Origin of the sequence: Carboxylicivirga taeanensis (genome assembly GCF_051851475.1) — a bacterium.
GTDB classification, from domain to species: domain Bacteria; phylum Bacteroidota; class Bacteroidia; order Bacteroidales; family Marinilabiliaceae; genus Carboxylicivirga; species Carboxylicivirga taeanensis.
In genome coordinates this window covers 218,271-243,246 of record NZ_JBPUSJ010000003.1, presented here as the reverse complement: position 1 = coordinate 243,246, position 24,976 = coordinate 218,271, and the positions used below count along the sequence as shown (strand labels likewise).

24 protein-coding genes are annotated in these 24,976 nt (G+C 41.5%); 11 read left to right on the top strand and 13 right to left on the bottom strand.

Annotated features, from left to right (window positions below; translation table 11 throughout):
- Positions 1-6 precede the first annotated feature (6 nt).
- The gene (locus ACSX1H_RS06375; protein ID WP_439183005.1) at positions 7-1,155 is read right to left on the bottom strand and encodes a glycosyltransferase; all 1,149 of its coding nucleotides are present in this window, start codon (positions 1,153-1,155) and stop codon (positions 7-9) included.
- 60 nt (positions 1,156-1,215) lie between these two features.
- On the opposite strand from ACSX1H_RS06375, the gene ACSX1H_RS06370 reads away from it, so the two are divergent.
- The 4 genes from ACSX1H_RS06370 to upp are packed head-to-tail and all read left to right on the top strand — an operon-like array spanning position 1,216 to position 4,979.
- Positions 1,216-2,172, top strand: a complete 957-nt coding sequence (locus tag ACSX1H_RS06370; protein WP_439183004.1) for a hypothetical protein — start codon at positions 1,216-1,218, stop codon at positions 2,170-2,172.
- Complete coding sequence (locus tag ACSX1H_RS06365; RefSeq protein ID WP_439183003.1) at positions 2,169-3,431, top strand: lipopolysaccharide biosynthesis protein; 1,263 nt, start codon at positions 2,169-2,171, stop codon at positions 3,429-3,431. The genes ACSX1H_RS06370 and ACSX1H_RS06365 overlap by 4 nt, the downstream gene beginning before the upstream one ends.
- A complete protein-coding gene (locus ACSX1H_RS06360; RefSeq protein ID WP_439183002.1) occupies positions 3,403-4,278 on the top strand; it encodes a class I SAM-dependent methyltransferase in 876 nt (291 codons plus the stop codon). The genes ACSX1H_RS06365 and ACSX1H_RS06360 overlap by 29 nt, the downstream gene beginning before the upstream one ends.
- A 47-nt stretch (positions 4,279-4,325) precedes the next feature.
- Complete coding sequence (gene upp / locus ACSX1H_RS06355) at positions 4,326-4,979, top strand: uracil phosphoribosyltransferase (RefSeq protein WP_439183001.1); 654 nt, start codon at positions 4,326-4,328, stop codon at positions 4,977-4,979.
- Here the strand turns inward: upp and folK are convergent, their stop codons facing one another.
- Entirely contained in the window at positions 4,980-5,465 is a 486-nt protein-coding gene (folK, locus tag ACSX1H_RS06350; RefSeq protein ID WP_439183000.1) for a 2-amino-4-hydroxy-6-hydroxymethyldihydropteridine diphosphokinase, read from the bottom strand.
- Positions 5,466-5,616: 151 nt separating this feature from the next.
- On the opposite strand from folK, the gene sppA reads away from it, so the two are divergent.
- The 3 genes from sppA (at position 5,617) to ACSX1H_RS06335 (ending at position 9,272) form a co-directional block, all read left to right on the top strand.
- A complete protein-coding gene (gene sppA / locus ACSX1H_RS06345; protein ID WP_439182999.1) occupies positions 5,617-7,377 on the top strand; it encodes a signal peptide peptidase SppA in 1,761 nt (586 codons plus the stop codon).
- Positions 7,378-7,450: 73 nt separating this feature from the next.
- Positions 7,451-8,488 carry a tetraacyldisaccharide 4'-kinase gene (lpxK, locus tag ACSX1H_RS06340; protein WP_439182998.1) on the top strand — a complete coding sequence of 346 codons (1,038 nt, stop codon included), beginning with the start codon at positions 7,451-7,453 and terminating at the stop codon, positions 8,486-8,488.
- Positions 8,460-9,272, top strand: a complete 813-nt coding sequence (locus ACSX1H_RS06335; protein WP_439182997.1) for a purine-nucleoside phosphorylase — start codon at positions 8,460-8,462, stop codon at positions 9,270-9,272. The genes lpxK and ACSX1H_RS06335 overlap by 29 nt, the downstream gene beginning before the upstream one ends.
- 59 nt (positions 9,273-9,331) lie before the next feature.
- Here ACSX1H_RS06335 and ACSX1H_RS06330 read toward each other — a convergent pair whose 3' ends face one another.
- Together ACSX1H_RS06330 and ACSX1H_RS06325 are read right to left on the bottom strand one after the other, a co-directional pair.
- The gene (locus tag ACSX1H_RS06330; RefSeq protein ID WP_439182996.1) at positions 9,332-10,321 is read right to left on the bottom strand and encodes an NAD-dependent epimerase/dehydratase family protein; all 990 of its coding nucleotides are present in this window, start codon (positions 10,319-10,321) and stop codon (positions 9,332-9,334) included.
- A 9-nt stretch (positions 10,322-10,330) separates the two neighbouring features.
- Positions 10,331-10,735: an OsmC family protein gene (locus tag ACSX1H_RS06325; RefSeq protein ID WP_439182995.1), complete on the bottom strand. Its 405-nt coding sequence runs from the start codon at positions 10,733-10,735 to the stop codon at positions 10,331-10,333.
- 130 nt (positions 10,736-10,865) lie between these two features.
- Here ACSX1H_RS06325 and ACSX1H_RS06320 point away from each other — a divergent pair, with 130 nt between their 5' ends.
- A complete protein-coding gene (locus tag ACSX1H_RS06320; RefSeq protein WP_439182994.1) occupies positions 10,866-11,474 on the top strand; it encodes a riboflavin synthase in 609 nt (202 codons plus the stop codon).
- A 116-nt stretch (positions 11,475-11,590) separates the two neighbouring features.
- On the opposite strand, the gene ACSX1H_RS06315 is transcribed toward ACSX1H_RS06320, so the two are convergent.
- Both ACSX1H_RS06315 and ACSX1H_RS06310 read right to left on the bottom strand, forming a co-directional pair.
- Positions 11,591-12,412: a purine-nucleoside phosphorylase gene (locus ACSX1H_RS06315; protein WP_439182993.1), complete on the bottom strand. Its 822-nt coding sequence runs from the start codon at positions 12,410-12,412 to the stop codon at positions 11,591-11,593.
- 69 nt (positions 12,413-12,481) lie between these two features.
- Positions 12,482-13,168 carry a hypothetical protein gene (locus ACSX1H_RS06310; protein WP_439182992.1) on the bottom strand — a complete coding sequence of 229 codons (687 nt, stop codon included), beginning with the start codon at positions 13,166-13,168 and terminating at the stop codon, positions 12,482-12,484.
- A gap of 148 nt (positions 13,169-13,316) precedes the next feature.
- Between ACSX1H_RS06310 and ACSX1H_RS06305 the strand changes: the two genes are divergently transcribed.
- The gene (locus ACSX1H_RS06305) at positions 13,317-14,708 is read left to right on the top strand and encodes a S41 family peptidase (RefSeq protein WP_439182991.1); all 1,392 of its coding nucleotides are present in this window, start codon (positions 13,317-13,319) and stop codon (positions 14,706-14,708) included.
- Positions 14,709-14,721: 13 nt separating this feature from the next.
- Here ACSX1H_RS06305 and ACSX1H_RS06300 read toward each other — a convergent pair whose 3' ends face one another.
- Positions 14,722-15,477, bottom strand: a complete 756-nt coding sequence (locus ACSX1H_RS06300) for an ABC transporter ATP-binding protein (RefSeq protein ID WP_439182990.1) — start codon at positions 15,475-15,477, stop codon at positions 14,722-14,724.
- Positions 15,474-16,214 (bottom strand): MlaE family ABC transporter permease, encoded by a 741-nt coding sequence (locus ACSX1H_RS06295; protein ID WP_439182989.1) that lies wholly within the window; start codon positions 16,212-16,214, stop codon positions 15,474-15,476. The genes ACSX1H_RS06300 and ACSX1H_RS06295 overlap by 4 nt, the downstream gene beginning before the upstream one ends.
- Positions 16,215-16,314: 100 nt before the next feature.
- On the opposite strand from ACSX1H_RS06295, the gene ACSX1H_RS06290 reads away from it, so the two are divergent.
- Positions 16,315-17,397 (top strand): mannose-1-phosphate guanylyltransferase, encoded by a 1,083-nt coding sequence (locus ACSX1H_RS06290; RefSeq protein WP_439182988.1) that lies wholly within the window; start codon positions 16,315-16,317, stop codon positions 17,395-17,397.
- A 56-nt stretch (positions 17,398-17,453) separates the two neighbouring features.
- Here the strand turns inward: ACSX1H_RS06290 and ACSX1H_RS06285 are convergent, their stop codons facing one another.
- Complete coding sequence (locus ACSX1H_RS06285; RefSeq protein ID WP_439182987.1) at positions 17,454-19,859, bottom strand: penicillin-binding protein 1A; 2,406 nt, start codon at positions 19,857-19,859, stop codon at positions 17,454-17,456.
- A 90-nt stretch (positions 19,860-19,949) separates the two neighbouring features.
- The gene (locus tag ACSX1H_RS06280; RefSeq protein WP_439182986.1) at positions 19,950-20,597 is read right to left on the bottom strand and encodes an HD domain-containing protein; all 648 of its coding nucleotides are present in this window, start codon (positions 20,595-20,597) and stop codon (positions 19,950-19,952) included.
- Positions 20,598-21,349: 752 nt separating this feature from the next.
- On the opposite strand from ACSX1H_RS06280, the gene ACSX1H_RS06275 reads away from it, so the two are divergent.
- Positions 21,350-21,958 (top strand): T9SS type A sorting domain-containing protein, encoded by a 609-nt coding sequence (locus tag ACSX1H_RS06275; protein WP_439182985.1) that lies wholly within the window; start codon positions 21,350-21,352, stop codon positions 21,956-21,958.
- Between the two features lie 105 nt (positions 21,959-22,063).
- Here the strand turns inward: ACSX1H_RS06275 and ACSX1H_RS06270 are convergent, their stop codons facing one another.
- Genes ACSX1H_RS06270 through ACSX1H_RS06260 form a run of 3 tightly spaced genes read right to left on the bottom strand, consistent with a single transcriptional unit; the run spans position 22,064 to position 24,975 of the window.
- Positions 22,064-23,353, bottom strand: a complete 1,290-nt coding sequence (locus tag ACSX1H_RS06270) for a nucleotide sugar dehydrogenase (RefSeq protein WP_439182984.1) — start codon at positions 23,351-23,353, stop codon at positions 22,064-22,066.
- An 11-nt stretch (positions 23,354-23,364) separates the two neighbouring features.
- Positions 23,365-24,390, bottom strand: coding sequence for a Gfo/Idh/MocA family protein (locus tag ACSX1H_RS06265; protein ID WP_439182983.1), 1,026 nt, complete (start codon positions 24,388-24,390; stop codon positions 23,365-23,367).
- Complete coding sequence (locus ACSX1H_RS06260) at positions 24,391-24,975, bottom strand: acyltransferase (protein WP_439182982.1); 585 nt, start codon at positions 24,973-24,975, stop codon at positions 24,391-24,393.
- Position 24,976: the final 1 nt, after the last annotated feature.

Below are 24,976 nucleotides of genomic sequence, written 5' to 3'. Positions count from 1 at the left end.
GGTTTACTAAAGACGGGTTAAAATTAGATAAAGTTCTTTAGACTCATTTTCCCAGTTAACGTGTTTTTTAGTTACACGCGCATTGTGCCGCCATTTCATAAGCTGTTGTGGGTTTGCTTTAAGTTTATTTATTGTGCGTGCAATTACCTCTGGTTCGATGCTATCAATGGTCATACCATAATCATGCGATTCGATAAAGGTTTTAATCTCAGGAAAATTAATTCCCAGCATGGGAAGTTCTGCATGTAACGCATCAAATAACCGGTTGGGTAGAGCATAGTAATTATTCAGACCGGCGTTTTCCAGCAGTGCAATTCCCAAGTCGGCTTGTAGGGTATATTTTCTAAGTTCTGTGAAGGGGACTTTGCCAATTAGCTCTATTTTGCTTCTCATTGGTTTCGCTAGTGCATTTATTTCATCAAAAATATCCCCATCTCCAACAATGAGTAGTTGTGCTTCTTCGATGAGTGACATGGCTTTAACTAACTCTTTTAAAGCCCTTCCGTTGTTAACAGCTCCCTGGTAGAGAATTTTGAAGGGGTGTTGCTCTTTTGGGACTTTCTTAATATTCTGGATTTCACTTGCAATAGGAGCATTTCTAATAACCAGGAAATCTTTATTGTACTTTTTAAGGTATATGTCGGCGATGGATTGACAAACGGTAACACCAATGTCAATTATGGGGATAAATAGTTTTTCAGCCAAAAACCAGATGTTTTTGATCCAAGGTTTCTGGCTTATCTCCGGTGACTCAGGAAAGTACTCGTGGCTGTCAAATAAGAGTTGGGTCTTCTTGCATAGTTTTGCCAGGCTACAGCCAGTGAGTGTATCTAAATCAACCGAAACAATTAGGTTGGTTTTGTGAAACAGGAGAAAGAAAAATATCCGCAGATTATAAATGAGGTAGAAGAGGGGACTGTTCTGCCAGATCGTATTAAGGTAATAAACATGATGTTTACCGGTATATGGCAGGTGGTTGTCCTTAATCCGGCAAATGAAGTCGCAGGAGTACCCCGCCTCTTCGAGAGTGAAGGATAGTTTATGTAGACGATAGTCAGTGGCCAGCTCACTCACTGTTACTATTGTGCATTTTTTTTTGTGGCTTTGTCTGCTCAAACCAGGTACTTTTTTAAGCAAACGGGATATTTGCGACATTATTTTAAGGGGTAGCTTATTTGCACAGGCAATATTGCTATAGAATGTGCGTTGGATGTTATGATGGAAATACAATTACACAATAGGGGAGAGGTACATGAAACGAGATGGAATTTTTGTGTGGAGAATGCATTTAATAGTTCACCCTTTGGTTATTGTGAAAGTCTTGACCTGTTATGCGATGACTGGATAGGACTTGTAGTTGGTAATTATGAGGTTGTAATGCCCATACCGCTTAATAAAAGATTGGGCTACAGTTTGATTCAAATGCCAATAGATGTGCAACAACTTGGCATATACGGTTCCCCGGCCAAAATAGCGCTTGTTACATCTGCTATTTTTCGCCTTCTGAAAATATTCAAATTCATTTCTTTTAACTCCAGTTTGGAGCCAATTATACAGTTGGAAGGAGTGAAGGTTGAGCAACGAACTACCTATCAGTTGTCTCTTAACCAAGACTATAATTCGATTTATGCCGCCTATTCGAGGCGCGTAAAAAGGAACCTGAAATTCTTCAGTTCAAAAAACCTTCAGGTTGGTTTTGATTCTAATGTTGGCAACTTATTAGATTTACGCGTTAAAATGGCTGCTGATGTTGCGGAGCTAAAACTCTCCCAGGAGCGGCTAATTAATTACCAGCAATTAATTAGCCATTGGCTCTCAAAAGGATTGGCTCAATTAGTAACGGCCTTCGGTTCTAATCATGAACCAATGTCGAGTGGGTTGTTTATAAAAACACAACAAGGCTATATCTTTTTCCTGTTGGCGTCTTCAGCTGAGGGGAGATCGCATCGTGCGGCTTTTGCCGTGGTTGATTACTTTATTAAAAATAACTGTTACCAAAAGCGTGTTTTCGACTTCTGGGGATCAGATATCTCTTCTATTGCCCAATTTAACAGTGGTTTTGGAGCACGGCCACTTAGCTATCACCATTATCAGAAGAATGATCTGCCTTGGGTTATTAGCTTTATGAAGCGGAACAACCTGTACAAAAAAATGAAAGACATTTTGGGGTGAGGCATATAAGATCTATAAAAGAATTCATCTCTCTTTATTATGGTTCTCTTGTTGCACAAGGGTTTAATCTGATAATTTTCTTTTTTGCGGCCCGCTATGTTTCGCTGGAGGAAATCGCCGACTTCTTTATTCTTATCGCGTTAACAGAAACCGGGGCATCAGTCGCATCAATGCAATCCCATCTGACAATAATGTTGGTTTCCGATCGCAGGTTGCAATTGCGAAACTTTGTCATCAGTGTCTGTATAATTCTTGCATGGAGTGTTGTTGGAACCTTGCTTTTGAGTGTATTAATGAGTGGCATAAATCCTGATATTCCGTATCGGTATTTGTTCTGGTTTTTGCCGGTTACTGTTGTTCTGCATAGTATCATTATTTCGGCAGAGCAACTAAATATAGCTACAGGGAAATATGGCTTAATTTCTCTCGCAAAAACTATCAAAATAAGCGTATTTAGCTTGGTTATAGTGTCAATGTTCATCTTTAAGGCTAAAACCAATAGCCTGATAAACGCCTATATATATAGCCAGGCAGTATTACTGATTGCGCTTTTATGGAGGCATTTACCTGCCGTTTGGAATGTGGTCAAAGGCATCTCAATCAACATTATCGTCTCTTTTTACACGAAATATGCAGATGTTTTAGTTTATAATACTTTAATTGCCCCAATCAATATATTGTCAAATCAACTGCCTTTTTTAATTATTCCAATACTATTTGGGAAAGAATACGTTGCTAACTATGGCATCTTATTTAAGACCATATTGTTTCCGGTTCTTCTAATCTCACAGGTAAATACCCAATTCCTTTTTAAGCGGATGTCGGAATTGTATCAGAAAAAGGCAAGCATTATGGATTCTTTAAAACAATTTATTAAGAAAATGTTGGTTCTTGGCGTTGGATTATATCTAACTGTTTTTTTAATAGCAATTGTATCAAAGGGCTTCATACCTGAAAAATGGGAGCTGTCAATAGATCTGCTTAACGTCTTATTGGTTTGGCTGATCGTCAATTTTGTAAAGACACCGATTTCATCGCTTATTACCATCCTTTCTATTCAGAAGCGTTGGGTGGTTTTTGAAATTCTTCAACTAATCTTAAGGTGTCTATTGTTTTTGGCATGCTATTTTTTGAAAATACAGTTTATTGGTACAATAGGTGCATTTTCTTTACTTAGCACGATAATGGGGCTGATATTAGTATCAGTTATATATAAGGAGACAGATAAATATGAAAAAAGCACTAACTTATCTAGTTAACAATTTGCTAAAAGATCCGATTAGTGGTTCAGCTTTAAAGGTTAAAGATGCGCATACGCTTGTTGGATTAGAGAGTGAGGAATGCGTTTATGAAATAAAAGAGGGGATTCCAATAGTTTTAAAAAGCGATAAATCTTATGTAGAACACTATCAGTTAGATGCTCAATATTTTGATTATTTTTCGGAAGTGCCTGAAGCCTGGAAGATTGAAAATAAGCGGTTACATCAGAATATTATCAGCCTTGGCCAGATAAAGGAGGCTAAAACACTTGTTGATATTGGAAGTGGAGGTGGTTGGCTTGTAAAGCATGTGCTAAAAAAAACCAAGGCAACAATAATACCGTTCGATATTTCTTATGACAATATAAGAAAGCTGCAAATGTTATATCCTTCGGACCGGCATGTTGGTGTAGTAGGGGATGCCTTATGTCTGCCATTTAAAGATGAAAGTCTGGAAAGGGTTTTTGCTGTTGAAGTTATGGAGCATGTAGTGGAACCCAGGCTTTTTATAAAAAAGTTGCTCGGTGCGGTTACAAAGGATGGTCATGTTATTATATCTACTCCCTATAAAGAGAAAATTGCACAGTCATTATGTATACATTGTAATAAACCAACTCCTCATAATGCCCATCTGCATTCTTTCGATGAGAATAATCTAAAAAGTATGGTGCCACCCAAGGGCTTTAAAGTTCAGTTTAGAAAGTGCAATAGTTCATATTTAATGAAACTACAGATTCACCGCTTGTTGTGGTTTTTGCCATTTCGTTTTTGGAAGGTTCTCGATCAAATTTTTATTGCTTTAACAGGTAGGGCTGAACGGATTATTATGAAGATTACCAGAGAGTAGTGTATTTACTCTCTTTTATTTTTCTTTTCTTTGCAAATAAATTCCAAATGCAAACAATAATATTCAATCAACAACAAAGCATTTTTAATCGCTTTATTGCGGAGGTTCGTGACACTTCTATTCAAAACGATCCGATGCGTTTTCGTCGAAACATCGAGCGCATGGGTGAGATTCTGGCCTACGAAATTAGTAAGGTATTGCCACATGCCGATAAGGATGTCAATACACCTTTAGGCATTGCCACAGAAAATGTTATGACAGAAGAGCCGGTTATTGCTTCTATTCTCAGGGCGGGATTGCCGCTGCATCAGGGCTTATTAAACTATTTTGATCGTGCCGAAAACGCATTCGTATCAGCCTACCGCAAATACAATGAAAAGGGGGATTTTGATATTCATATTGAGTACATTTCTTCGCCATCATTGGATAATAAGATAGTGTTATTAAGTGACCCGATGTTGGCAACGGGCACCTCTATTGAGCTTGCATACAAAGCTCTATTAGTTAAAGGCAAGCCACGGCACATTCATATCGTATCGCTTATCGCAAGTGAAGTTGGGGTTCAGTATGTTCAAAATATCTTTAAAGATGAGCCGGTTACTTTATGGTTAGGGGCTGTAGATGCCGAACTTAATTCCAAATCCTACATTGTTCCAGGTATTGGCGATGCCGGTGATTTAGCTTATGGTAGCAAAATCTAATTAATAAGGCTTAACAATCCCTTTGTCTGGACAAATAAGTGCTAATTGTTTGATTGTTTTTTTTAGCAAGGGGTGCTCTAAATCGCCCCAATGATCCAATAAGGGGAGTAGGGTAAACAGGCGCTCGTGCAATTTTGGATGTGGAACAGTAAGCCTTGGGAGATCTATAATTTGATCGTTAATAAACAAGATATCAATATCAATTGGCCGGGATTCGTAGTGAGTTCCGGTTTTTGTTTGTCGTCCCAGTTCTTTTTCAATGGCCTGAGTAATGTTTAGCAGTTCAAGCGGTTTGCAGGAGGATGTGAATTCAACTACCTGATTAATAAAGTTCTGGCTGGCCTCAAATCCCCAGGGTTCACTTTCGTAGTAGGCCGAGCTGCGAACAGGTTGGCCCAGACGATGGCTGAGTAGTTTGATGGCTTCCTTACAGGTCGCTATCACGTCGTTTTGGTTTCCACCTAACAATAAAATAAAATTATTCATCCTAAAATTTAACTATTTAGATGCAAAAACCGACCAATTGGTTTAGTATATTTGCAGCTGTATTATGTAAGTTTATTTGTAAGTATTTTTTAATACTTTTGTTTGAATAGTGTTGAACTAATCAAAAACAACTAAACTCAATTCTATCATTATGGTAAAATTTTTCAAATACATGTTTGCTACCTTCGCAGGTGGCATAGTGGCAGCTTTTACGCTCCTGATTATTCTTTTTGCAATGCTTTCGGCTATAGCCGCCTTTGGCGAAAAAGATACAAAGATAAATGAAAAAACGGTTCTGTTGCTGAAGCTTAACGGACCCATTCTTGACCGAATTACAGAAGACCCATTCGCTGACGCATTGGCATCCTTAACCGGGGAGCCTATTCCCGATGGCTTAAACCGCCTGCTTAAGAATATTGAAAAGGCTCAACGCGATGAAAATATTTCGGGTATTGTATTGGAATCTGGAAGGCTTACAGCAGGACATGCCACCATTGAAGAAATACGCAATGCGCTGATTGATTTTAAAACGTCAGGGAAGTTCATTTATAGTTTTGCACCTGCCTATACCCAGAAGGCCTACTATTTGGCTTCGGTGGCTGATAAAGTATACCTTAATCCATCGGGCGTGCTCGAATTGAAAGGGATGTACTCTGAGCGCACTTTTTTTAAAAAGGCCCTTGAGAAAGTTGGGGTGGAGATGCAGGTTTTTAAGCATGGAAAATTTAAGTCGGCTGTTGAACCCTTTTTGTTAGACGAAATGAGTGAATCGGCTCGTTTGCAAACCGAGGTTTACATTAATTCGATGTGGGATCATGTGAAAGCTGGTATTGCTGAAGCGCGCGGACTAAGTCCGGAGCAAATATCCGATTTTGCTGATCAGATGCTGGCATTCCAATCGGATGAGGTCGTATTGGCGTCCGGATTAATTGATGGCTTCAAGTATAAAGATGAAGTGATTGAAGAACTGAAAGAAGTGGTGGGGATTGATGAAGACGAAGACCTTGATGCCGTAACAAACAGTCGCTATGCCAAAGTGGTTGTGCCAGATGGTAAGGGCTTTATCAGGCAGAAAATAGCCGTTATTTATGCTGAAGGTGATATTGACATGTCAGCAACAGAAGGAATTGTTTCTGAGAAGTTGTCGAGAACTATCTGCAAAGCTCGCCGCGATAGCTCCATTAAAGCAATTGTGTTGAGAGTAAACTCGCCGGGCGGTTCGGCACTTGGTTCAGAAATTATTTGGCGAGAAGTGAAGTTGGCGCAGGAAACAAAGCCGGTAATTGTATCGATGGGTAATTTTGCGGCGTCGGGGGGCTATTACATTTCGTGTGCGGCAGAGAAGATTGTGGCTAATCCAACTACCCTCACAGGGTCCATTGGCATTTTTGGCATGATTCCAAATGTTGAGGAGCTGACCAATAAACTGGGAGTGAGTTTTGACGTGGTAAAAACCAACAAGTTTGCCGATATGCCGTCCTTTACACGTCCTTTCCGCAAAGAAGAGAAGGAACTGCTGCAAGCCTATATTGTTAAAGGTTACGACACCTTTATCGGACGTTGTGCTGAGGGACGTGAAACCACTAAGGAGGATATTGATGAAATTGGTCAAGGTCGTGTATGGAGCGGAATTAATGCCGTAGATATTGATTTGGTGGATGAGCTAGGGGGACTTAACCGGGCGATTGAATTGGCCAAAGAGGCTGCCGAACTAGAAGAGTTCAGACTGGTTGAATTACCCGAAGTGGAAGATCCTGTTCAGCAGTTTATGAAAGAGCTTACAGGAGAGGCACGTATGTTTGTGGGCAAGTCATTGCTGGGGAGTGAATATAAGTATTTCCAGACCCTCGAAAACCTGAAGAATGGTCCCCAAATTCAAGCACGCATTCCTTATAATTTAGAGATTAGATAATATTAGATACGGCAGAACAGGTGGCCCGTTGGGTGACCTGTTTTTTTGTCGGGCTGAAAGCAAATAATTATTAATGAAGCTTCGCAAACTCCTTTATCCTTTTAGCATTGTTTACGGTGGAATTACCACTCTTCGGAATCAACTGTTTGATGCAGGTATTTTAAGGGCCAAAAGTTACAACATACCTCTTATCTCGGTAGGTAATATCACCGTTGGTGGCACGGGAAAAACGCCGCTTACCGAATACCTCATTCGTCTGCTGAAGTACGATTACAAAATGTGTTTGCTCAGCCGTGGCTATAAACGCCAAACCAAAGGGGCTTTGCTCGCCGATTCTGCGTCCACAGCAGAAACAATAGGAGATGAGCCATTCCAGGTGTTGAGCAAGTTTCCCGATATCAATGTGGTAGTGGCCGAAAAGCGGGTGGAAGGCATGGAGCTCATTCTTCATCAAACCAACACGGAGCTGGTGTTGATGGATGATGCCTATCAGCATCGCTACGTTAAGCCCGGCTTATCCATTTTGGTGATTGATTATAACCGGCCATTGTGGAAAGACTGCCCATTTCCTGCAGGTAATTTAAGAGAAACCCGAAAAGGGCAGGTGCGAGCCGATGTGATTGTTGTTAACAAGTGTCCGCTCAATTTTTCAGATGATGAAAGAGCCTTCTGGCTAAGAAATTTAAAGATAACAAGTGCGCAGGAGGTATATTTTACCAGCATAAGGTATGGTAAAGAGCAAGCTCTGTTAAATAAGCCAGTCAGCGACCCTTTTGCAGCTGATGAGGTGGTTGCACTGGCTGGAATCGCCCAGCCATCAGGTTTCCTCCATCATCTTAGTAAACGTTTTCAGGTGGTCGAACAGTTGATATACCCCGATCATCACCACTTCACAAGTAGTGATATTACTCAAATAGCAGCCACACTCAACAAACCAGGCAGAGTGCTGCTAACCACCGAAAAGGACGCAGTGCGTTTGAATGCATTTCCTGATGGTATTAAGAAGAAATGCTGGTTTGTGCCGATTGAGCTGAAGGTACTTTTTAATGAAGAAAAACAATTTGAAAATAGAATTCGAAACTATGTTAGAAACCATTCAAATAACGGCTGATTATCTGTCTCAGCAGAGTCATCTGAAACCTCAGATAGGCATCATTCTTGGAACGGGCTTAGGCGGTTTGGTTCAGGAAATTGAAATAGAAAAATCGATTCCTTACGAAGAGATTCCCAATTTTCCGGTATCAACCGTTGAGGGGCACAGTGGTCGATTAATTTTCGGGTCGATTAATAATGTGCCTATTTTGGCCATGCAGGGCCGCTTTCATTACTATGAAGGGTATGATATGAAGCAGGTGACGTTTCCTGTACGTGTCATGAAGCAGTTGGGCATTAATACATTATTTGTATCTAACGCCAGTGGCGGCTTAAATCCGGATTATGTGGTTGGCGACATCATGGTGATTAACGACCATATTAATATGTTTGGGGATAATCCGCTTATTGGCAAGAATAATAATAAGCTGGGACCGCGCTTTCCGGATATGAGTGAACCATACTGTAAGCAATTCATAGCTGAGGCATTAACTATTGGTAAAGAAAATGGCATTGAGTTAAAGCAAGGTGTGTATGTAGGAACCACAGGGCCGACCTTTGAAACGCCGGCTGAATACAAGATGTTTAGGGTTTTAGGTGCTGATGCGGTGGGTATGTCAACTGTTCCGGAAGTGATTGTTGCCCGCCATATGGATATGAAATGCTTTGGTATTTCCATCATTACCGATTCAGGCGTGCCCGGACAAATTGTTGAGGTGTCGCATGAAGAAGTACAAGAAGTGGCTGCTGCTGCCGAACCTAAAATGACTAAGGTAATTAAGGAGCTGGTAAGCCGTATTTAAAAATACAGAATTCGACTGCGCCCAAATGTATTTAATCATTCTGGCGCGGTCGAATAATTTTAACTGTGATAGGCTTTTATGTTTTCCAGGGCTTCTTCTATCGAGATAAATGCCATGGGGTGAGTTTGTTGGAGTTTATCGCTAGAAAATTTTGATTGGTTCTGAGAACTGCGGGCTGTCTCCTTTGTCATTTTTGGGGCCCTTCGCGATAGCATGTATTGCAGGCGTTCCCATCGCCAGGCCAGACCGGTTAATATGCGATTGGCTCTTAGGCGCGGAGCTTTCACGTTAAACACCCCCGCAGCGGTATTCATCAGTTCTAAATAAGTCAGGTTTTCGCTGTTGATAATAAAGCGCTCGTTAATTGCTTCGGACTCACAAAGCCCAATCATGGCTTTAACCACATCACGTACATCCACAAATCCACTTCCGCCACCCGTATAAAACAACATGTTTTTACGTAAGGCATGTATCAGTTGCCCTGAGCTTTTATCGTTAGCACAAGGGCCTAATATAATCGATGGGTTGACGACAATTGCTTTCAAACCTTCTTTGGTGCCGCGCCATACTTCCATTTCTGCCCTGAACTTACTTTGGGAGTACACCGAATGGTTATCATCGTTCTGCCAGTAGGTAGTTTCATCAATGGCTTGGCCATTTTGTGTTTTGCCAAGGGTAGAAATTGAGCTTACATGGCAAAACCGGTCAACCTTCGATTCAATGGCTGCATTAACCAGGTTAGCCGTACCATCTACATTAGCTGTGAACATGGTCATTCGATCACTGGGCTTAAACGACACCATGGCGGCACAGTGATAAACGGTGGTAACCCCTCTCAAAGCATCTGTTAACGAGAAATAATCGAGCAGATCGGCTTTTACCCAATGAATAGAGTCAAAATTTGTATTGTTATAAAAGTGAAATAAACCTTTTACATAGTTTTGAGATTGTTTGGAGCGGTAGATGGCTCGTATTTGTTTTCCTTCCTTTGTAAGAGCATGCAGTAAATGGGCGCCAACAAGGCCTGTTCCTCCGGTAACAAGTATCATAGTGTCTGTTTACCAAATAAATTTAATGGTTTGTTTGAGTTCGGGATGCACACTCAGGGGTACAGGACTGGTTCCCGCCACGCTTTCTATCATGGTTTTTTGTTCTTGAGTGTATCCTTTTTGAGGAAATTTGAATTCCATGACCACTTCTGCCACACGACGCGGATTTTCAGCCATAATTTTTGTGATATCTAACTCGGTCCCTTCAATGTCAATATTGTTATCCATAGCTTTAATGCCCATAATGGTTAAAATACAATTTCCCAGAGCTGTTGAAAGCAGGTCGGTAGGCGAGAAAGATTGGCCTTTGCCGCGGTTGTCGCAGGGAGCATCGGTAATAATTTTAGCTCCCGACTGTAGATGGATGTTTTCGGTACGTAAACCGCCCAGGTATTTTGTTTTGATAGTGGTCATACTGATACGCGTATTTTTTGGTTAACGATAGTCTTTACTGATTTAGTTATCATGTCCCGAAAAATACGAATAATATCTGTATTTTAGCAGTTCAGATAATCAGATAGTTTCTAACATAAAGAGCTTTAAAATGTTTTCAGGTATTGTTGAAGAAGCCGCAGTAGTAGTGGGCTTAGAGCATGATAAAGGAAATCTTCATTTAACGTTGGAGTGCTCATTTACCGATGAGCTTAAAATTGATCAGAGCATTGCTCACAATGGGGTATGCCTAACAGTGGTCAAAAAAGAAGGTAAAACATACACGGTAACGGCTATTAAGGAGACATTGGAAAAGTCGAACCTTGGGTTACTAAAAATAGGTGATAAGGTAAACCTGGAGCGCAGCATGATCATGAATGGTCGTTTAGACGGGCATATTGTGCAGGGGCACGTTGATCAAACAGCTAAGTGTATTGATGTGAAAGAGGCAGATGGAAGCTGGTATTATACATTTCAGTATGTTATCGATAAGGATAAAGCAGCACAGGGCTATATGACGGTTGAGAAAGGTTCGGTAACTGTAAATGGTGTGAGCTTAACCGTAGTCAACAGCAAGGACGATCAGTTCTCGGTAGCTATCATCCCTTACACCCATGAGTTTACTAACTTTCACCAGATTGAAGTGGGCTCAACCATTAACATTGAATTTGATATCCTGGGTAAATACATTAGCCGTATTATGGCTATTCAGAATAAATAGTCAGTGTAGGCAAACGAATTTAAAGGTCGCATCATCAGCAGTAAGCTGGATGCGACCTTTTAGTTTTATGTGCTGTACGGTAGAGAAGATGTTTGATTCATGGTAGACCTACTCCTCTAAAGCTGTTTAATAACCGAACGGAACAGCTTAATCAATCCTTTTTCGGCTTTGGCAGCCACATCTAATATTTCCTGCAAGCTCACCGGATGCAGGTTATCAGGGTTGCATTCATCGGTTAGTACCGAAACTGCTGCGCAAGGCAATTGCATGTGGTTAGCAACAATCACTTCTGGAACGGTTGACATGCCCACGGCATCGCCGCCAATATGACTAATAAATCGATATTCGGCACGGGTTTCGAGGTTGGGGCCCGGCACAGCTGTGTACACTCCTTTGTGAAGCACCACACCTTCTTCTTTAGCCGCTGCCAGCATCAGGTCATTCATCCGTTTGCTATAAGGCTGGCTCATGTCGGGAAAGCGGGGACCGAATTCTGTCAGGTTTTTCCCGGTCAATGGGTTTTCTGGTAGCAGGTTAATGTGGTCATCTAACAACATTAATGTGCCCTTTTTATAGTTGAGGTTAACCGCCCCAGCGGCATTGGATATCAGCAGGTACTTAATGCCTAATAGTTTCATTACTCTAACGGGCAGAGTTATTTGCTGCATGTTATAGCCTTCGTAATAGTGGAAGCGTCCTTGCATGGCCAGTACTTTTTTCCCTTCCAGCTGGGCGTAGATAAGTTTGCCTTGGTGCGACTCTACTGTTGAAACCGGGAAATTGGGGATGCCTGCATAGTCCATTTCTTTAATAATACTTAGCTCATTAACTAATCCACCCAGGCCGGTGCCCAATATGATTCCTACTTCTGCCTGATCGATGCCATTGGCTTTAATAAAGTTGGCCGTTTCCTCTATGTGTTGATAACTTATTTCCATGTTTGATGTGTTTTTGTTCAAAGGTAAAGTTGCCATGGTTAATGTTCAAACGAAATACAAGAAGAATAGTCAAACGATCAAAAGTAAAGGTTTCAGGTACTTTTCGAAAAGCGTTTGTGCTTGTACGCCGGGGAGGTTATCGATTTCATTCAGGTGCTGCATAATTGCTTGGTGCCAGGCCTTGCTGCCCTCTCTGTGTGTCATGAAAAAGTCGAATGAGAGGTAACCTATTTCTCTAAGTTCTGTACCAAACCATTTATAAAGTTCATGATAGCTTTGAGGTGCAATGTGGGTCAAACTTATCTCATCGTACCAACTGTCTAACTCATCTAAATCAACAGCAAGTGTGTCTGTGCCTTTTGTTTGTGCGAGTTGAGCAATGCTTTCCCATTTTGGGTGGCACCCCTGATTAATGTCAAAATATTTTAGCAAGATATCTTCGTAAGTCTCATCTGGGTTGTTTCTTAATAGGTAGAGGAGAAGTGGCCATGTGCTTACTACATAATCTGTCCATACCACACTGTTTTTGGTAGGTTTTTGTTGCCCTTTTTTGAATGGATAATGTTTGCCGCTGAAAAGTTTAGCTTTAATTGGCAAACTTATATTGGGTTTAGAGTGTTTTTCTGGTGTAAGTAAGTGTGGCGCCTTTTTCAGCAGCACATTGGCAATGTGAACTTGCTTTATAGCGATATCCGTTGGCGGTAGCGTCTGGTATTCAGCTGGCCATATAAGGTGGTATGTGTTATTTTGTTCCAATGAATTGACAATTATTAGTCTGATTTTGAATTATATTTTTTAGTATTAATCTATTCTTATTTGAATCAATGAAGTGTAAAATTAGCCATTATTTGCATGTATTTTTACAAATAAGCTTTTTCTTGTGTCATTCAAATATTTAAAACCTATGAAGAACCTAAAGTTTATTACTGCGGCATTATTTATAACTTGTATTATTATATTGCCTGCATGTCGAGATGATGACCCAAAGGTTAATACGGTGCCACTTGAGGTGCAAGAGATTAATGGCTTTATTTATGAAAACATGAAGGCCTACTACTTTTGGGAGAGTAAAATACCGGAACTTGATTATAAGAAGGAAGAGGATAGTAAGGCCTTGTTTGATAAATGTGTTTATGAGGATGTTGACAGGTGGTCATTTATAACCGATGATTACCAAGGACTATTGGATATGTTGTCAGGGGTTAGCCTGTCAAACGGCTATGAATTTCGTTTGTATTACAGAGATGAAAATACATCTAACGAAGTGGTTGGGTTTATCGAGTACGTGGAACCAAACTCCCCTGCCGATGTTGCGGGGTTGACAAGAGGTGATATGTTTTATAAGGTTGATGATGTAATTATTACTGACCAAAACTATGGGCAGTTGGTGTTTAATGATAATTTAAAACTGACGTTGGGGACTTTAAATGCTGACCGATCAGTTACCGAGCGTACCCCATCGCTGACTATGCAAGCTGCCGTCTTACAGAGTAATCCAATCCTTCACGCTGAAGTTATTGCTTATGAAGGACATAAAATAGGTTACTTGGTTTATACATCTTTTCTTGATGAGTACAATGATCAACTGGAGGCTGTATTTGCTGATTTTAAAGCTCAGGGAATTGATAACCTGGTTATCGACTTAAGGTATAACAGTGGAGGTGCTGTGTCGTCTGCTATTTTAATGAGCAGTATGATTGCTCCCGCTGCATCGGTTGGAGACATTCTGCTAAGAACAGCTTATAATCCGGCATTGACGAACTATTTGAATGGCGAGTTTGGCGAAGGCTTTAATATTGATCGGATAGTATCTAATGACAATAACCTTGATTTGTCCAAAGTGTATGTGCTCACCACCTACAAATCGGCTTCGGCCAGTGAGATGGTGATTTATGGTTTAGAGCCGCATATGGAGGTTGTGCAAATCGGAGAAAAAACGCATGGAAAGTACTATGGTTCAATAACAATTGATGACCAAGATAATCATAATTGGGCGATGCAACCCATTGTGATGCGTGCCGAAAATGCCAATAACTCTATTGATTACACCGATGGCTTATTGCCCGATATTGTTAAGAAGGATTTTGTAGTGGCATTTCAGGGGCAGGAAATATACCCCTTTGGTGATGTGAGAGAGGATTTTCTCGCTGAAGCTTTGACACAGATAACAGGCGTGTCGCCCCTGGAGGCTGCCTTAAAATCGGGTGTTGAGATCGATGGAAAGCCGCTTAATGTAGAGGCGAACTTTGTGAGTCCGCTAAAATATGACATGCAGTACGACTTTAGTAAAAAATAGCACCAACCGGTAGCTATATATTATTATCCCTAATTTTTTTAAAGAGCTTGGAAGCAAAAATAAAATCTTCCAGCTCTTTATTTTGTACATGAAAAATGTCGTCTTTGGTGCCTTCCCACAGTTTTTTACCTTGGTAAATAAAGATGATATTCTCGCCAATGCCCATCACCGAATTCATGTCGTGAGTATTGACAATGGTAGTCATGTCATACTCCTTGGTAATTTCATGTATCAGCTCGTCAATCACAATAGAGGTTCTGGGATCGAGGCCCGAGTTAGGCTCATCGCAAAACAGGTACTTGGGATTCAGAGAGATGGCGCGGGCAATGGCTACGCGTTTTTGCATGCCCCCACTTATTTCAGATGGAAATTTATTATTTGCGTTTTCCAGTTTAACGCGGTTGATACAAAAGTTAGCCCTTTCGCGCTTTTCTTCTAAGCTCCAGTTGGTAAACATATCCAGCGGGAAGCGCACATTTTCTTCTACGGTGAGCGAGTCAAATAAGGCCGACCCCTGAAACAGCATGCCTATGTCCTGCCGAAGATGCTTCTTGTCCAGTCCATCCAGCTTCAAAAAACTCTTCCCATCGTAGCGGATATCACCCGATGAAATATCGTGCAGCCCCACTAGTGATTTCAGTAAAACCGTTTTCCCCGAGCCACTTTGTCCAATGATCAGGTTGGTTTTGCCTTTTTCAAAAACAGTAGAAATACCTTTTAGTATTTCTTTATCGTCAAAAGATTTATGGATATCAATCGCTTCTATCATGCTAATAAAAGTTGTGTTAGGATAAGGTTAAACAACAGAATCTGAACACTACTTGCCACCACTGCTTTTGTACTGGCTTTTCCTACCTCCAGCGCACCACCATTTACATGATAGCCCCAATAGGCTGATATTGTGGCGATGATAAATGCAAAAACAACTGATTTAATAAGTGCATACGCAATATAAAAAGGAATAAATGCAAATTGTATCCCGTAAATAAATTCGGGTCCTGGTACCTCGCCTGTTAATGAGCCAGCCAGGTAGCCGCCAAATATGCCAACGCCCATACTAATAATCGTTAGTGCAGGGATGATGAATACAAAGGCAATTACTTTAGGCAGTACAAGATAACTGGCCGAGTTGATGCCCATTATTTCCAGCGCATCAATTTGTTCGGTCACCCGCATGGTTCCAATTTCAGAAGCAATGTTCGACCCCACTTTGCCTGCCAGAATCAAGCCCACAATGGTTGAAGAAAACTCCAACAGGATTGAGTCGCGGGCCGCTAAGCCAACAGTGTATTTAGGGATAATGGGTAAATCAATATTATAAGCTGTTTGCAAGGTGATAACGGCTCCCATAAATACCGAGATGATTATCACGATGCCCAGTGAATCGATTCCAAGCTTATCAATCTCTTTAATAATTTGTTTGAAGAAAATGGAGTGCTTTTCCGGTTTCCCAAATACTTTTTTTAAAAAGATAGCGTAACGTCCGAGGTGATAAAATATTCTCATTGCGATGTGGAAAATAGTCCGTAATTTAGAGAGATAAAAGTAATAATATTCCATCAACTCAAGAAAGATACGATAATAGTATTTGTAAATTAACGAATTCATGGACAATAATACATACTGCGTGATCATGGCAGGTGGAGTGGGCAGACGATTCTGGCCATTAAGTACTACACAAACACCCAAACAATTTCTGGATATTCTTGGCACTGGCAAATCTATGCTCAGACAAACCTTTGAGCGCTTTAGTCCTATCTGTCCCATCGAAAATATTTTTGTGGTTACCAGCCAGAATTACAAACAATTGGTACTGGATCAGCTTCCTGAACTGAATGCAAAACAGGTTCTTGCAGAGCCCATGAAGCGGAATACAGCGCCTTGTGTGGCCTTTGCCAATACGGTTATAAAAAAGCGAAACCCCAAGGCGAACATTGTGGTCACACCATCGGATCACTTGATTACTAACGAAGAGCGGTTTCGAACCAACATTGTAAACGGGTTGAGGTTTGTGGAGGGGAAAGATGTACTGCTAACGCTTGGTTTAAAGCCAACGCGCCCGGAAACTGCCTATGGGTATGTGCAGGTTGAAAAAGAGGACAATTTACCAGAAGGGTTTAACCGGGTGAAAACGTTTACGGAAAAGCCTAATCTGGAAATGGCTAAAATTTTGGTTGAAAGTGGTGAATTCTTTTGGAATTCGGGTATTTTCATCTGGTCGCTTTCGAGCATAGAGCGGGCGTTTAAAAAGCATTTGCGCGAAGTGTCGGTACTGTTTGATACATTTTATCCGGCTTTAGGTACGGAAAAGGAAGGGAATAGCTTGTTCGATGCCTACGTCGACTGCAGGAATATATCCATTGACTATGGTGTAATGGAGAAAGCAAAAAATGTGTATGTTCAGATTGTTGATTTTGGATGGTCCGATTTGGGTACCTGGACGTCGTTGCACGATAACTCGGCTGAAGGAGAAGATAACAATGCCGTATTAAGCGGCAAGGTGTTGCTTTATGATACCAAAGACAGCATTGTGCACCTGCCTAAAGATAAGGTGGCGGTAGTACAGGGGCTTCATGGGTACATTGTGGTGCAATCGAAGAATGCACTATTAATCTGTCCAAAAGAAAATGAGAAGCAAATTAGGCAATTTACCACCGATCTTAGAACGGAGATTGGCGTGGATGATTAAGTGTATTATTGACGAAAGGATATAGCTCCGGGCCAGTTACTGACCCGGAGTTTTTTTTATTTTTTCTTAAACAGGTCTTTCATGCGTTGTAGTAGATTCTTATGGTCGCTTTTCTTTTTGTCTTCACGTTGGGCTTTTCGTTCTTCCTGACGTTTAAGTTTTACAGAGTCGGGGCGGCTAAAACTGTCGAAAAGATTGTCGAAGAAATTCTTATCCGGATCATCTTCTGAATAGTCGTCGCACATCAGTTGTTTTTGTAGGCGGGGAGGGACCACATAAAATGAACCTTTATGATACTGGTAGCGACTTCTGTCCTTTTCCAATCGTTGCATGAAGCGTGCAAAAATGGGTAAAGCCATGTGGGATCCACTTCCTAAAGCTGTAGAACGGAAACGGATAGCAGGTTGGTCGTTACCAACCCAGGCACCGGCTACAATATTTGGTGTATAGCCAATGAACCAACCGTCAGCGTTGTCCTGGGTCGTTCCTGTTTTACCAGCCAATTCACTTTTTAAGTTGAAAACGTTCCGTAATGAGGCCCCGGTTCCTCTTTCAACCACGCCTCGCATCATTTCAACCATGTAGTAGGCTACATCATCATCATAGACTTCGTCTTTTGGAACATTTCCGTCTGCCTCATAGAGAACTTGTCCGTCTTTATCTTCTATTCGTAAGAGTGTAAGCGGTACCACGGGGCGGCCGTAGTTAGGAAAAGTAGAGTAGGCTGCTACCATGTCGAGTAATGACAGTTCTGCCGTTCCTAAAGCGATTGACGGGTAGTTGGGAATGTCCTCATCAATGCCCATTGCCTCTGCCAGATCAATGACGTTACCCACGCCTATTTGAGTAATTAGTTTGGCACTGATGGTGTTCACTGATTTAACCAGTCCTCCTTTAACCGAATAGTAGCCCTCATGCTGACCGTTGCTGTTGGCAGGCGACCAGTCGTCATAATCCTCATAAACGACCTGTTCGTTAGAGATAAACTCGCAAGGTTTAACGCCATCCTGAAGAGCCGCTGCATACACAAAGGGCTTGAAGGTTGAACCTACAGGCCGTCTGGATGTAACATGGTCAAACTGAAAAGTTTTGTGGTCGATGCCTCCGACCCAAGCCAGAACATGTCCGTTACGTGGATTTAAGGCTACAAAACCAGTGTTTAAAAGCATCAGGTAGTGTTTCACCGAGTCAACCGGGCTCATTTGCACCTTTTTTTCGCCCGCATGAGTAAAGATGGTCATTGGAATTTTTTGTTCCATGGCCTTGAAAATCTCTTCATCGCTGTGGCCGGCTTCCTTCATTTTTTGATAGCGACGCGATTGGCGCAGGGCATTGGTGTACACTTGCGGGTGTCTCGACCACGGAGATTGTCCCTTCCAATGGCGGTCAAACTCTTCCTGCAGTCTTTTCATTTGCTGGGCTACGGCCAACTCTGCATATTCCTGAAGTTGAGCATCAATAGTGGTGAATATCTTAAGCCCATCAGAGTAAATGTCGTACTCAACACCATATTTCTTTTCAAGTATTTCCTGCGCTTGAATCCTTATTTTCTCCCTAAAATAAGGGGCAATACCAGTATTGTGATCTATCCGCCGGTAGTTGAGTTCAATCTTACTCTGGCTCCATTTCAGGTATTCGTTGCCCGAGATCGAGCCGTGCTCTTGCATGCGTTTCAGTACAACATTGCGTCGTTGAAGGCTGCGTTCGGGATTTAAGCGAGGATTATAGGCGGTGTTGGCTGCCAGCATACCTACTAAAGTGGCAGCTTCGGCAGGGTTGAGCTCGCGCGATTTTTTCCCGAAAAAGCGCTGAGATGCCATTTCAATTCCATAGATATCCTCACCAAAAGGAACGGTATTGAGGTAAAGTGTTAGAATTTCTTCCTTGGTGTAGACCTGCTCCAAGCGTGCTGCCGTATAAATCTCTTTGGTTTTCCCCACGGGAAGTGTTAAGAAGCCCAAATTGATTCTCGGGTACAGGTTTTTTGCCAATTGCTGGCTGATGGTACTGCCTCCCCCTTGTGCACGATCACCAAAAATGATGGTGCGCACAATAACTCGTCCTAAGCTGATTAGATCCAGGCCATTGTGTTCAAAGAATCGGCTGTCTTCGGTTGCGACCAAGGCTTCTTGTACATACGGAGATATGTCTTCGTTATCAATGGTTAAGCGCTGTTCAACAAAGAAGCGCCCCATCAGTTGTTCGTCAATTGAGTACACTTCAGAGGCCGAATGGTTCTGAATTTTTAACAGTTCATTTTCTGAAGGCAGACTTCCGAATAAGCCTAAATACACAAACAAACAAAAAATAGCCAAAGCTGTTAGGCCTAGCGAGGCAGCCTTAAGTCCAAGGATGAACAGGCGTTTTTTAAAGCTCTTCTTCTTTGGGGCGTTTTTGCCATTTCTTGTTGCTTGCCTTTTGGACGTCTGCTTTTTTGTCGGATATTTTTTTTTAGCTACCATGTATTAATCAGGTTTATCACAGAGAAGGCAAAATTAGTTATTATTGATGAGTGATTTTAAAATATCAAGAAATAGTGAACTGTCCTGCATTTAGAGTTCGTTGCCCCATTCTTTAAAAAACTGTTGCAGATAGGTCTCCATAAACTGATGCCTTTCACTGGCCATTGTTTTGCCCGTTTCTGTGTTCATTTTATCTTTTAGTAGGAGCAGTTTTTCATAAAAATGGTTGATGGTTGGACTGCTGCTACTGCGGTATGATGTTTTGTTTGTATGTTTTACCGGGGAGATGGAGGGGTCGTAAAAATCACGTCCCTTAAAGCCGCCATAGCTAAATGCACGAGCAATTCCTATGGCACCCAGGGCATCCAGCTGATCGGCATCCTGAACCACCTTAAACTCCACTGAACGCTTCTGGCAGGCATCCCATTGGTTTGAAAAGGACATGTTTTGGATAATGTAAAGTACATGATCTATTATTTCCTGCTCAATATGCTGCTCAAGCAGTTTTTTCTCTATTAGCATTAATGCTTCAACTTCATCAAAAAACTTACCATCCGCCAAATCGTGCAATAATACGGCCAGTAGAATAACCGTCCAGTCACCACCTTCCTCTGCATGGATATTGCGTGCGTTGTTGAGAACTCGCTTTATATGCCACCAGTCGTGTCCTGCATCGCATTCATTTAATTGGTGCTGGGTCCATTCTTCAATCTCGGCTATTTGTTTGTTTTTTAGCATCGGCTTTTGGTTGATTTACTATCAAAAATAAAAAAAAAGGAGCATATAATCATCCTATATTCCAGATTCAGCAGAATAACAGGACTGAATATTATTGTGTTGTGGAGAGTGTATTGAAGAGGTTGAATAAAAATGTTGACCATTATACCTTGGGGGAGTGGTCAGGGAGAATCAATAGCAGTAATTTCTATCCCCAATACGTCTGCACAAATCATTAGCCGTGTCTTTTAGTGTTTTATTAACTCGGACAACTGCTTTTTGTGATGATTATAGAAATATTGTCGAATTGCAAATGAAAATGTTACACAAGGACCTGTTTGAGCTAATAAATGTAATTGTGAGGTCTCTAAAAAATCACAGATTGTAATATTGTTAGGGTTAAAATTATGTGTTTTTAACATTTTGTTAATGAACAAAAGGCTTTTTGATGGTTTTTGGGTTCTTTTTTGAAATAAATTGTGACTGAGAATCTATTTTTCCGTTGTCTTTTGTCTTTATTGGTACGGTAGAGTGCCGTGTATAATTGGTTTTTTTTGGTGCGTACCCTATTTAAATAGGGGTTGAGTTGTGTTTTTCCATAAAATATTACTGATGACCTCTTTTTGAGGGGGTCTTATTTGCGCTTTATTGTTTTTTAACACAAACACCCTTTAGTTTTTACATATAAACTTAAAAAAATGAATTAATTTTGCATCGTACCCCAATAAGAGATGGGGTGGAGTTAAAATAGTAATTAAATAAATGGTTTTACTATGAAAAAAGTAAATGTAATTAAACAAATTTTGCCAATTGCTGTATTGGTGTTAATGTCAACCGGAGCTTTCGCAAAAGGAAAAATTTTTGTGAGCTCTTACTTAAAAACTGATTTTGCGGTTATCACAGCGCGTATTGATGCGGAAGATAACTACAGGGTGAAACTCTTCAATGCTCAAGGGGATGAGCTATATGCAAGCTCAAGAATCAAAGGAGCAGAATCGTTCCAAAAACTTTTTGATCTGACATCGTTGGAAGATGGCGAGTACACGATTGAGCTAATTAGCAAGGATAACAGGGCTGTGGAAACGTTTACTGTGGAAAACAATGCGTTGGTAAAAGTAAATGGTGTGAATGACGATGTTGAAGGTCTGAATGCGTTTTTCAGGGTAGCAAACGATCGCTTGTACGTTAGCCATATGAATTTTGAGCAGGCGGCCTTGCACATTAGTATTGATGATAAGTTCGGAACGGAAATTTACAATTCCAGTCTGCCATCAGAAAGTACATACTCGGGCATGTTTGATTTAAAAAATTTGCCATCGGGAGAATATCAGGTGTTATTAACTTCAGGGGGTAAAGAATATAGCTATGTGTTTAATAGGTAATTATGGGGAGAGCCCCTTGGGCTGGAGCTGGTTGATAAAACGAAAAAGCGGTGTATCTACAAATTGTTGATACACCGTTTTTTTATGCTATAAGTATTTTGAGTGTTATAAACTCCAGTATGTAAGGTCTTTAATTTTACCTCTGTAAATACCTTTCACGTCTACAAATACACCTTCTTTAGTCATGATAGACTTAAAGTAGTCCTCATTCAGTGACACATATTCCTGATGGTTAACGGCCACAATAACGGCATTGTATTTATCGCTTACTACATCAATCAGGCCATAGCCATACTCGTGAAGTAACTCTTCAGAAGATGCATGTGGGTCAATTACATCCACATCAATGCTAAAGGACTTTAATTCGTTTACCACATCGGCTACCTTCGAATTACGGATATCACTAACATTTTCCTTGAAAGTAGCACCCATTATCAAAACTTTGGCACCATTAATTTTGTTGCCGTTGGAGATGAGTTTCTTAACAACCGTTTTGGCCACGTAACCACCCATCGAATCGTTAATAAAGCGTCCGCCAGTAATAATTTTGGAATGGTAGCCTAGCTCACTGGCCTTGTAGGTGAGGTAATAAGGATCAACGCCAATGCAGTGGCCACCAACCAAGCCCGGGAAAAAGCGTAAAAAGTTCCACTTCGTTCCTGCTGCCTCCAATACTTCAAAAGTATTGATGTTCATTCGGTTGAAGATGATAGAGAGCTCATTCATCAAGGCGATGTTGACATCCCGTTGGGTATTCTCAATTATTTTAGCGGCTTCGGCCACCTTAATGGAGCTGGCTTTGAAGATTCCTGCTTTGATAATTGATGCATAAACATCTTCGATGACCTGGCCCGACTCTTCATCGCTGCCCGAAACAATCTTTAATATTTTTGTTAAGGTATGCTCTTTGTCGCCCGGGTTGATGCGTTCCGGACTAAAGCCCACTTTGAAATCTGTATTCAGTTTCAAGCCTGATTCTTCCTCAAGTATAGGCACGCAGTCATCCTCCGTACATCCTGGATACACCGTTGATTCGAATACCACATAATCCCCTTTTTTTAGGGCTTTGCCCACCGTGCGTGTAGCGCTTAATAGCGGCTTTAAGTCGGGCAGGTTGTGGCTATTGATAGGTGTTGGCACCGCTACCACATGGAAGTTGGCCTCTTTCAGGTCGGCCGCATTGCTGGTGAATGTAATATCGCAGCCCTCAAAAGCATCGGCTTCCAGTTCCTTGCTTGGGTCAATGTTTTTACGCATCAGCTCAACGCGGTCTTCTTTAATGTCGAAGCCAATGACCGACATTTTACGTGCAAATTCCAAGGCAATGGGAAGGCCCACATAGCCCAGTCCGATAACAGAAAGCTTCTTTTCTTTAGCTATTAATTCTTTTAACATAGTTCGAGTGTTTATAATCCGGAGGGTTTTTGTTTGTAAATGCGTTCAATCATTTCTACAACCTTAAGGCCTTCGAGGGCGTTGGTGGTAATACTGCCATCGCCTTTTAGCACCTTCACCACATTATCGATTACATAGTGGTGGTTAGCGGCCGAACCTTTATAGGGGCCATAATCATTGGGAGGATTGGACGCTGCCAGTTGTGGCATTTCGTAATTGTCGATATGGCATTCCACCACTTCATTCATGTATTGTCCTGAAACCTTAACAGTTCCTTTACTGCCAATAATTGTGATGCTGCTTTCCAGGTTTTTGTTCCAAACAGAAGTGCTGTAGTTGAGGCTGCCCATACCTCCATTGACAAAGTCGAATGACACAAAGCCACTATCTTCAAAGTCGGTTGAATGCTGGTGACTGAAATCCTTAAAATTGCCTTTAATGTTGGTGATATCGCCAAACAACCAGTACATGATATCGATAAAATGCGAAAACTGTGTGAACAGTGTTCCTCCATCTAACTCTTTATTGCCATGCCAGCCACCTTTTTTGTAGTAGCGGTCATCTCTGTTCCAATAGCAATTAAGCTGCACCATAAACACGTCGCCCAAATGCTTCTGTTCGATGACTTCCTTCAGCCATACGCTAGGCGGGGAGTAGCGGTTTTGCATAACCGCGAAAACCTGACGCGACATTTGTAATGCTTTGAAAATGATTTTCTCTGCATCCGATTTATTGAGTGCAATGGGTTTTTCAACCACCACGTGTTTGCGCGCTTCTAAGGCTTTAATGGCCTGGTTGGCATGCAGCCCGTTGGGCGTACAAATATTCACCACATCCACTTCCGGGTGCTTGTCCAGCATCTCTTCAAAGTTGCTGTAAAAAGGCAGTTCACTGTCCCAACCCAGCTCCTGCGCCGGTTTGATGTCACAAACAGCCACGAGCTCTGCATCGGCATTTTGCCGAATCATTTCAGCATGGCGCTTGCCAATGTGTCCCAGTCCAATAATGGCAAATTGTATTTTAGATTTCGATACCATTTACTTATTTATCTTCTCAACTCGGTTATTATCTAATCTGTATGTTTCGTTACTTTCGGGGCAGGTAGCTATGCCGTCGCTATTAAACTCCAGCTGATGGCCATACTCGCTCATCCACCCAATTTGTCTGGAGGGATTCCCAACAACCAGTGCATAGGCAGGAATGTGTTTGGTTACCACAGTGCCGGCCCCAATAAAGGCGTACTCACCAATGTCGTGTCCGCATACAATGGTGGCGTTGGCGCCTATCGTTGCTCCTTTTTTTACCACGGTTTTCAGGTATTGACCACGCCGGTTAACAGCACTGCGCGGATTGACCACATTGGTAAAGACCATCGAAGGACCTAAAAACACATCGTCTTCACAGGTGACACCTGTATAGATGGAAACGTTATTCTGTACTTTTACGTTCTTCCCAAGTCTGACATCTGGCGATACGACAACATTTTGCCCCAGGTTACAATTTTCTCCTATTTCGCATCCCGTCATCAGGTGCGAAAAGTGCCATATTTTAACACCTTTATGGATGATACAGCCCTCGTCAATAACAGCTGTTTCGTGTGCAAAGTACTCCTGCTTTGTCATA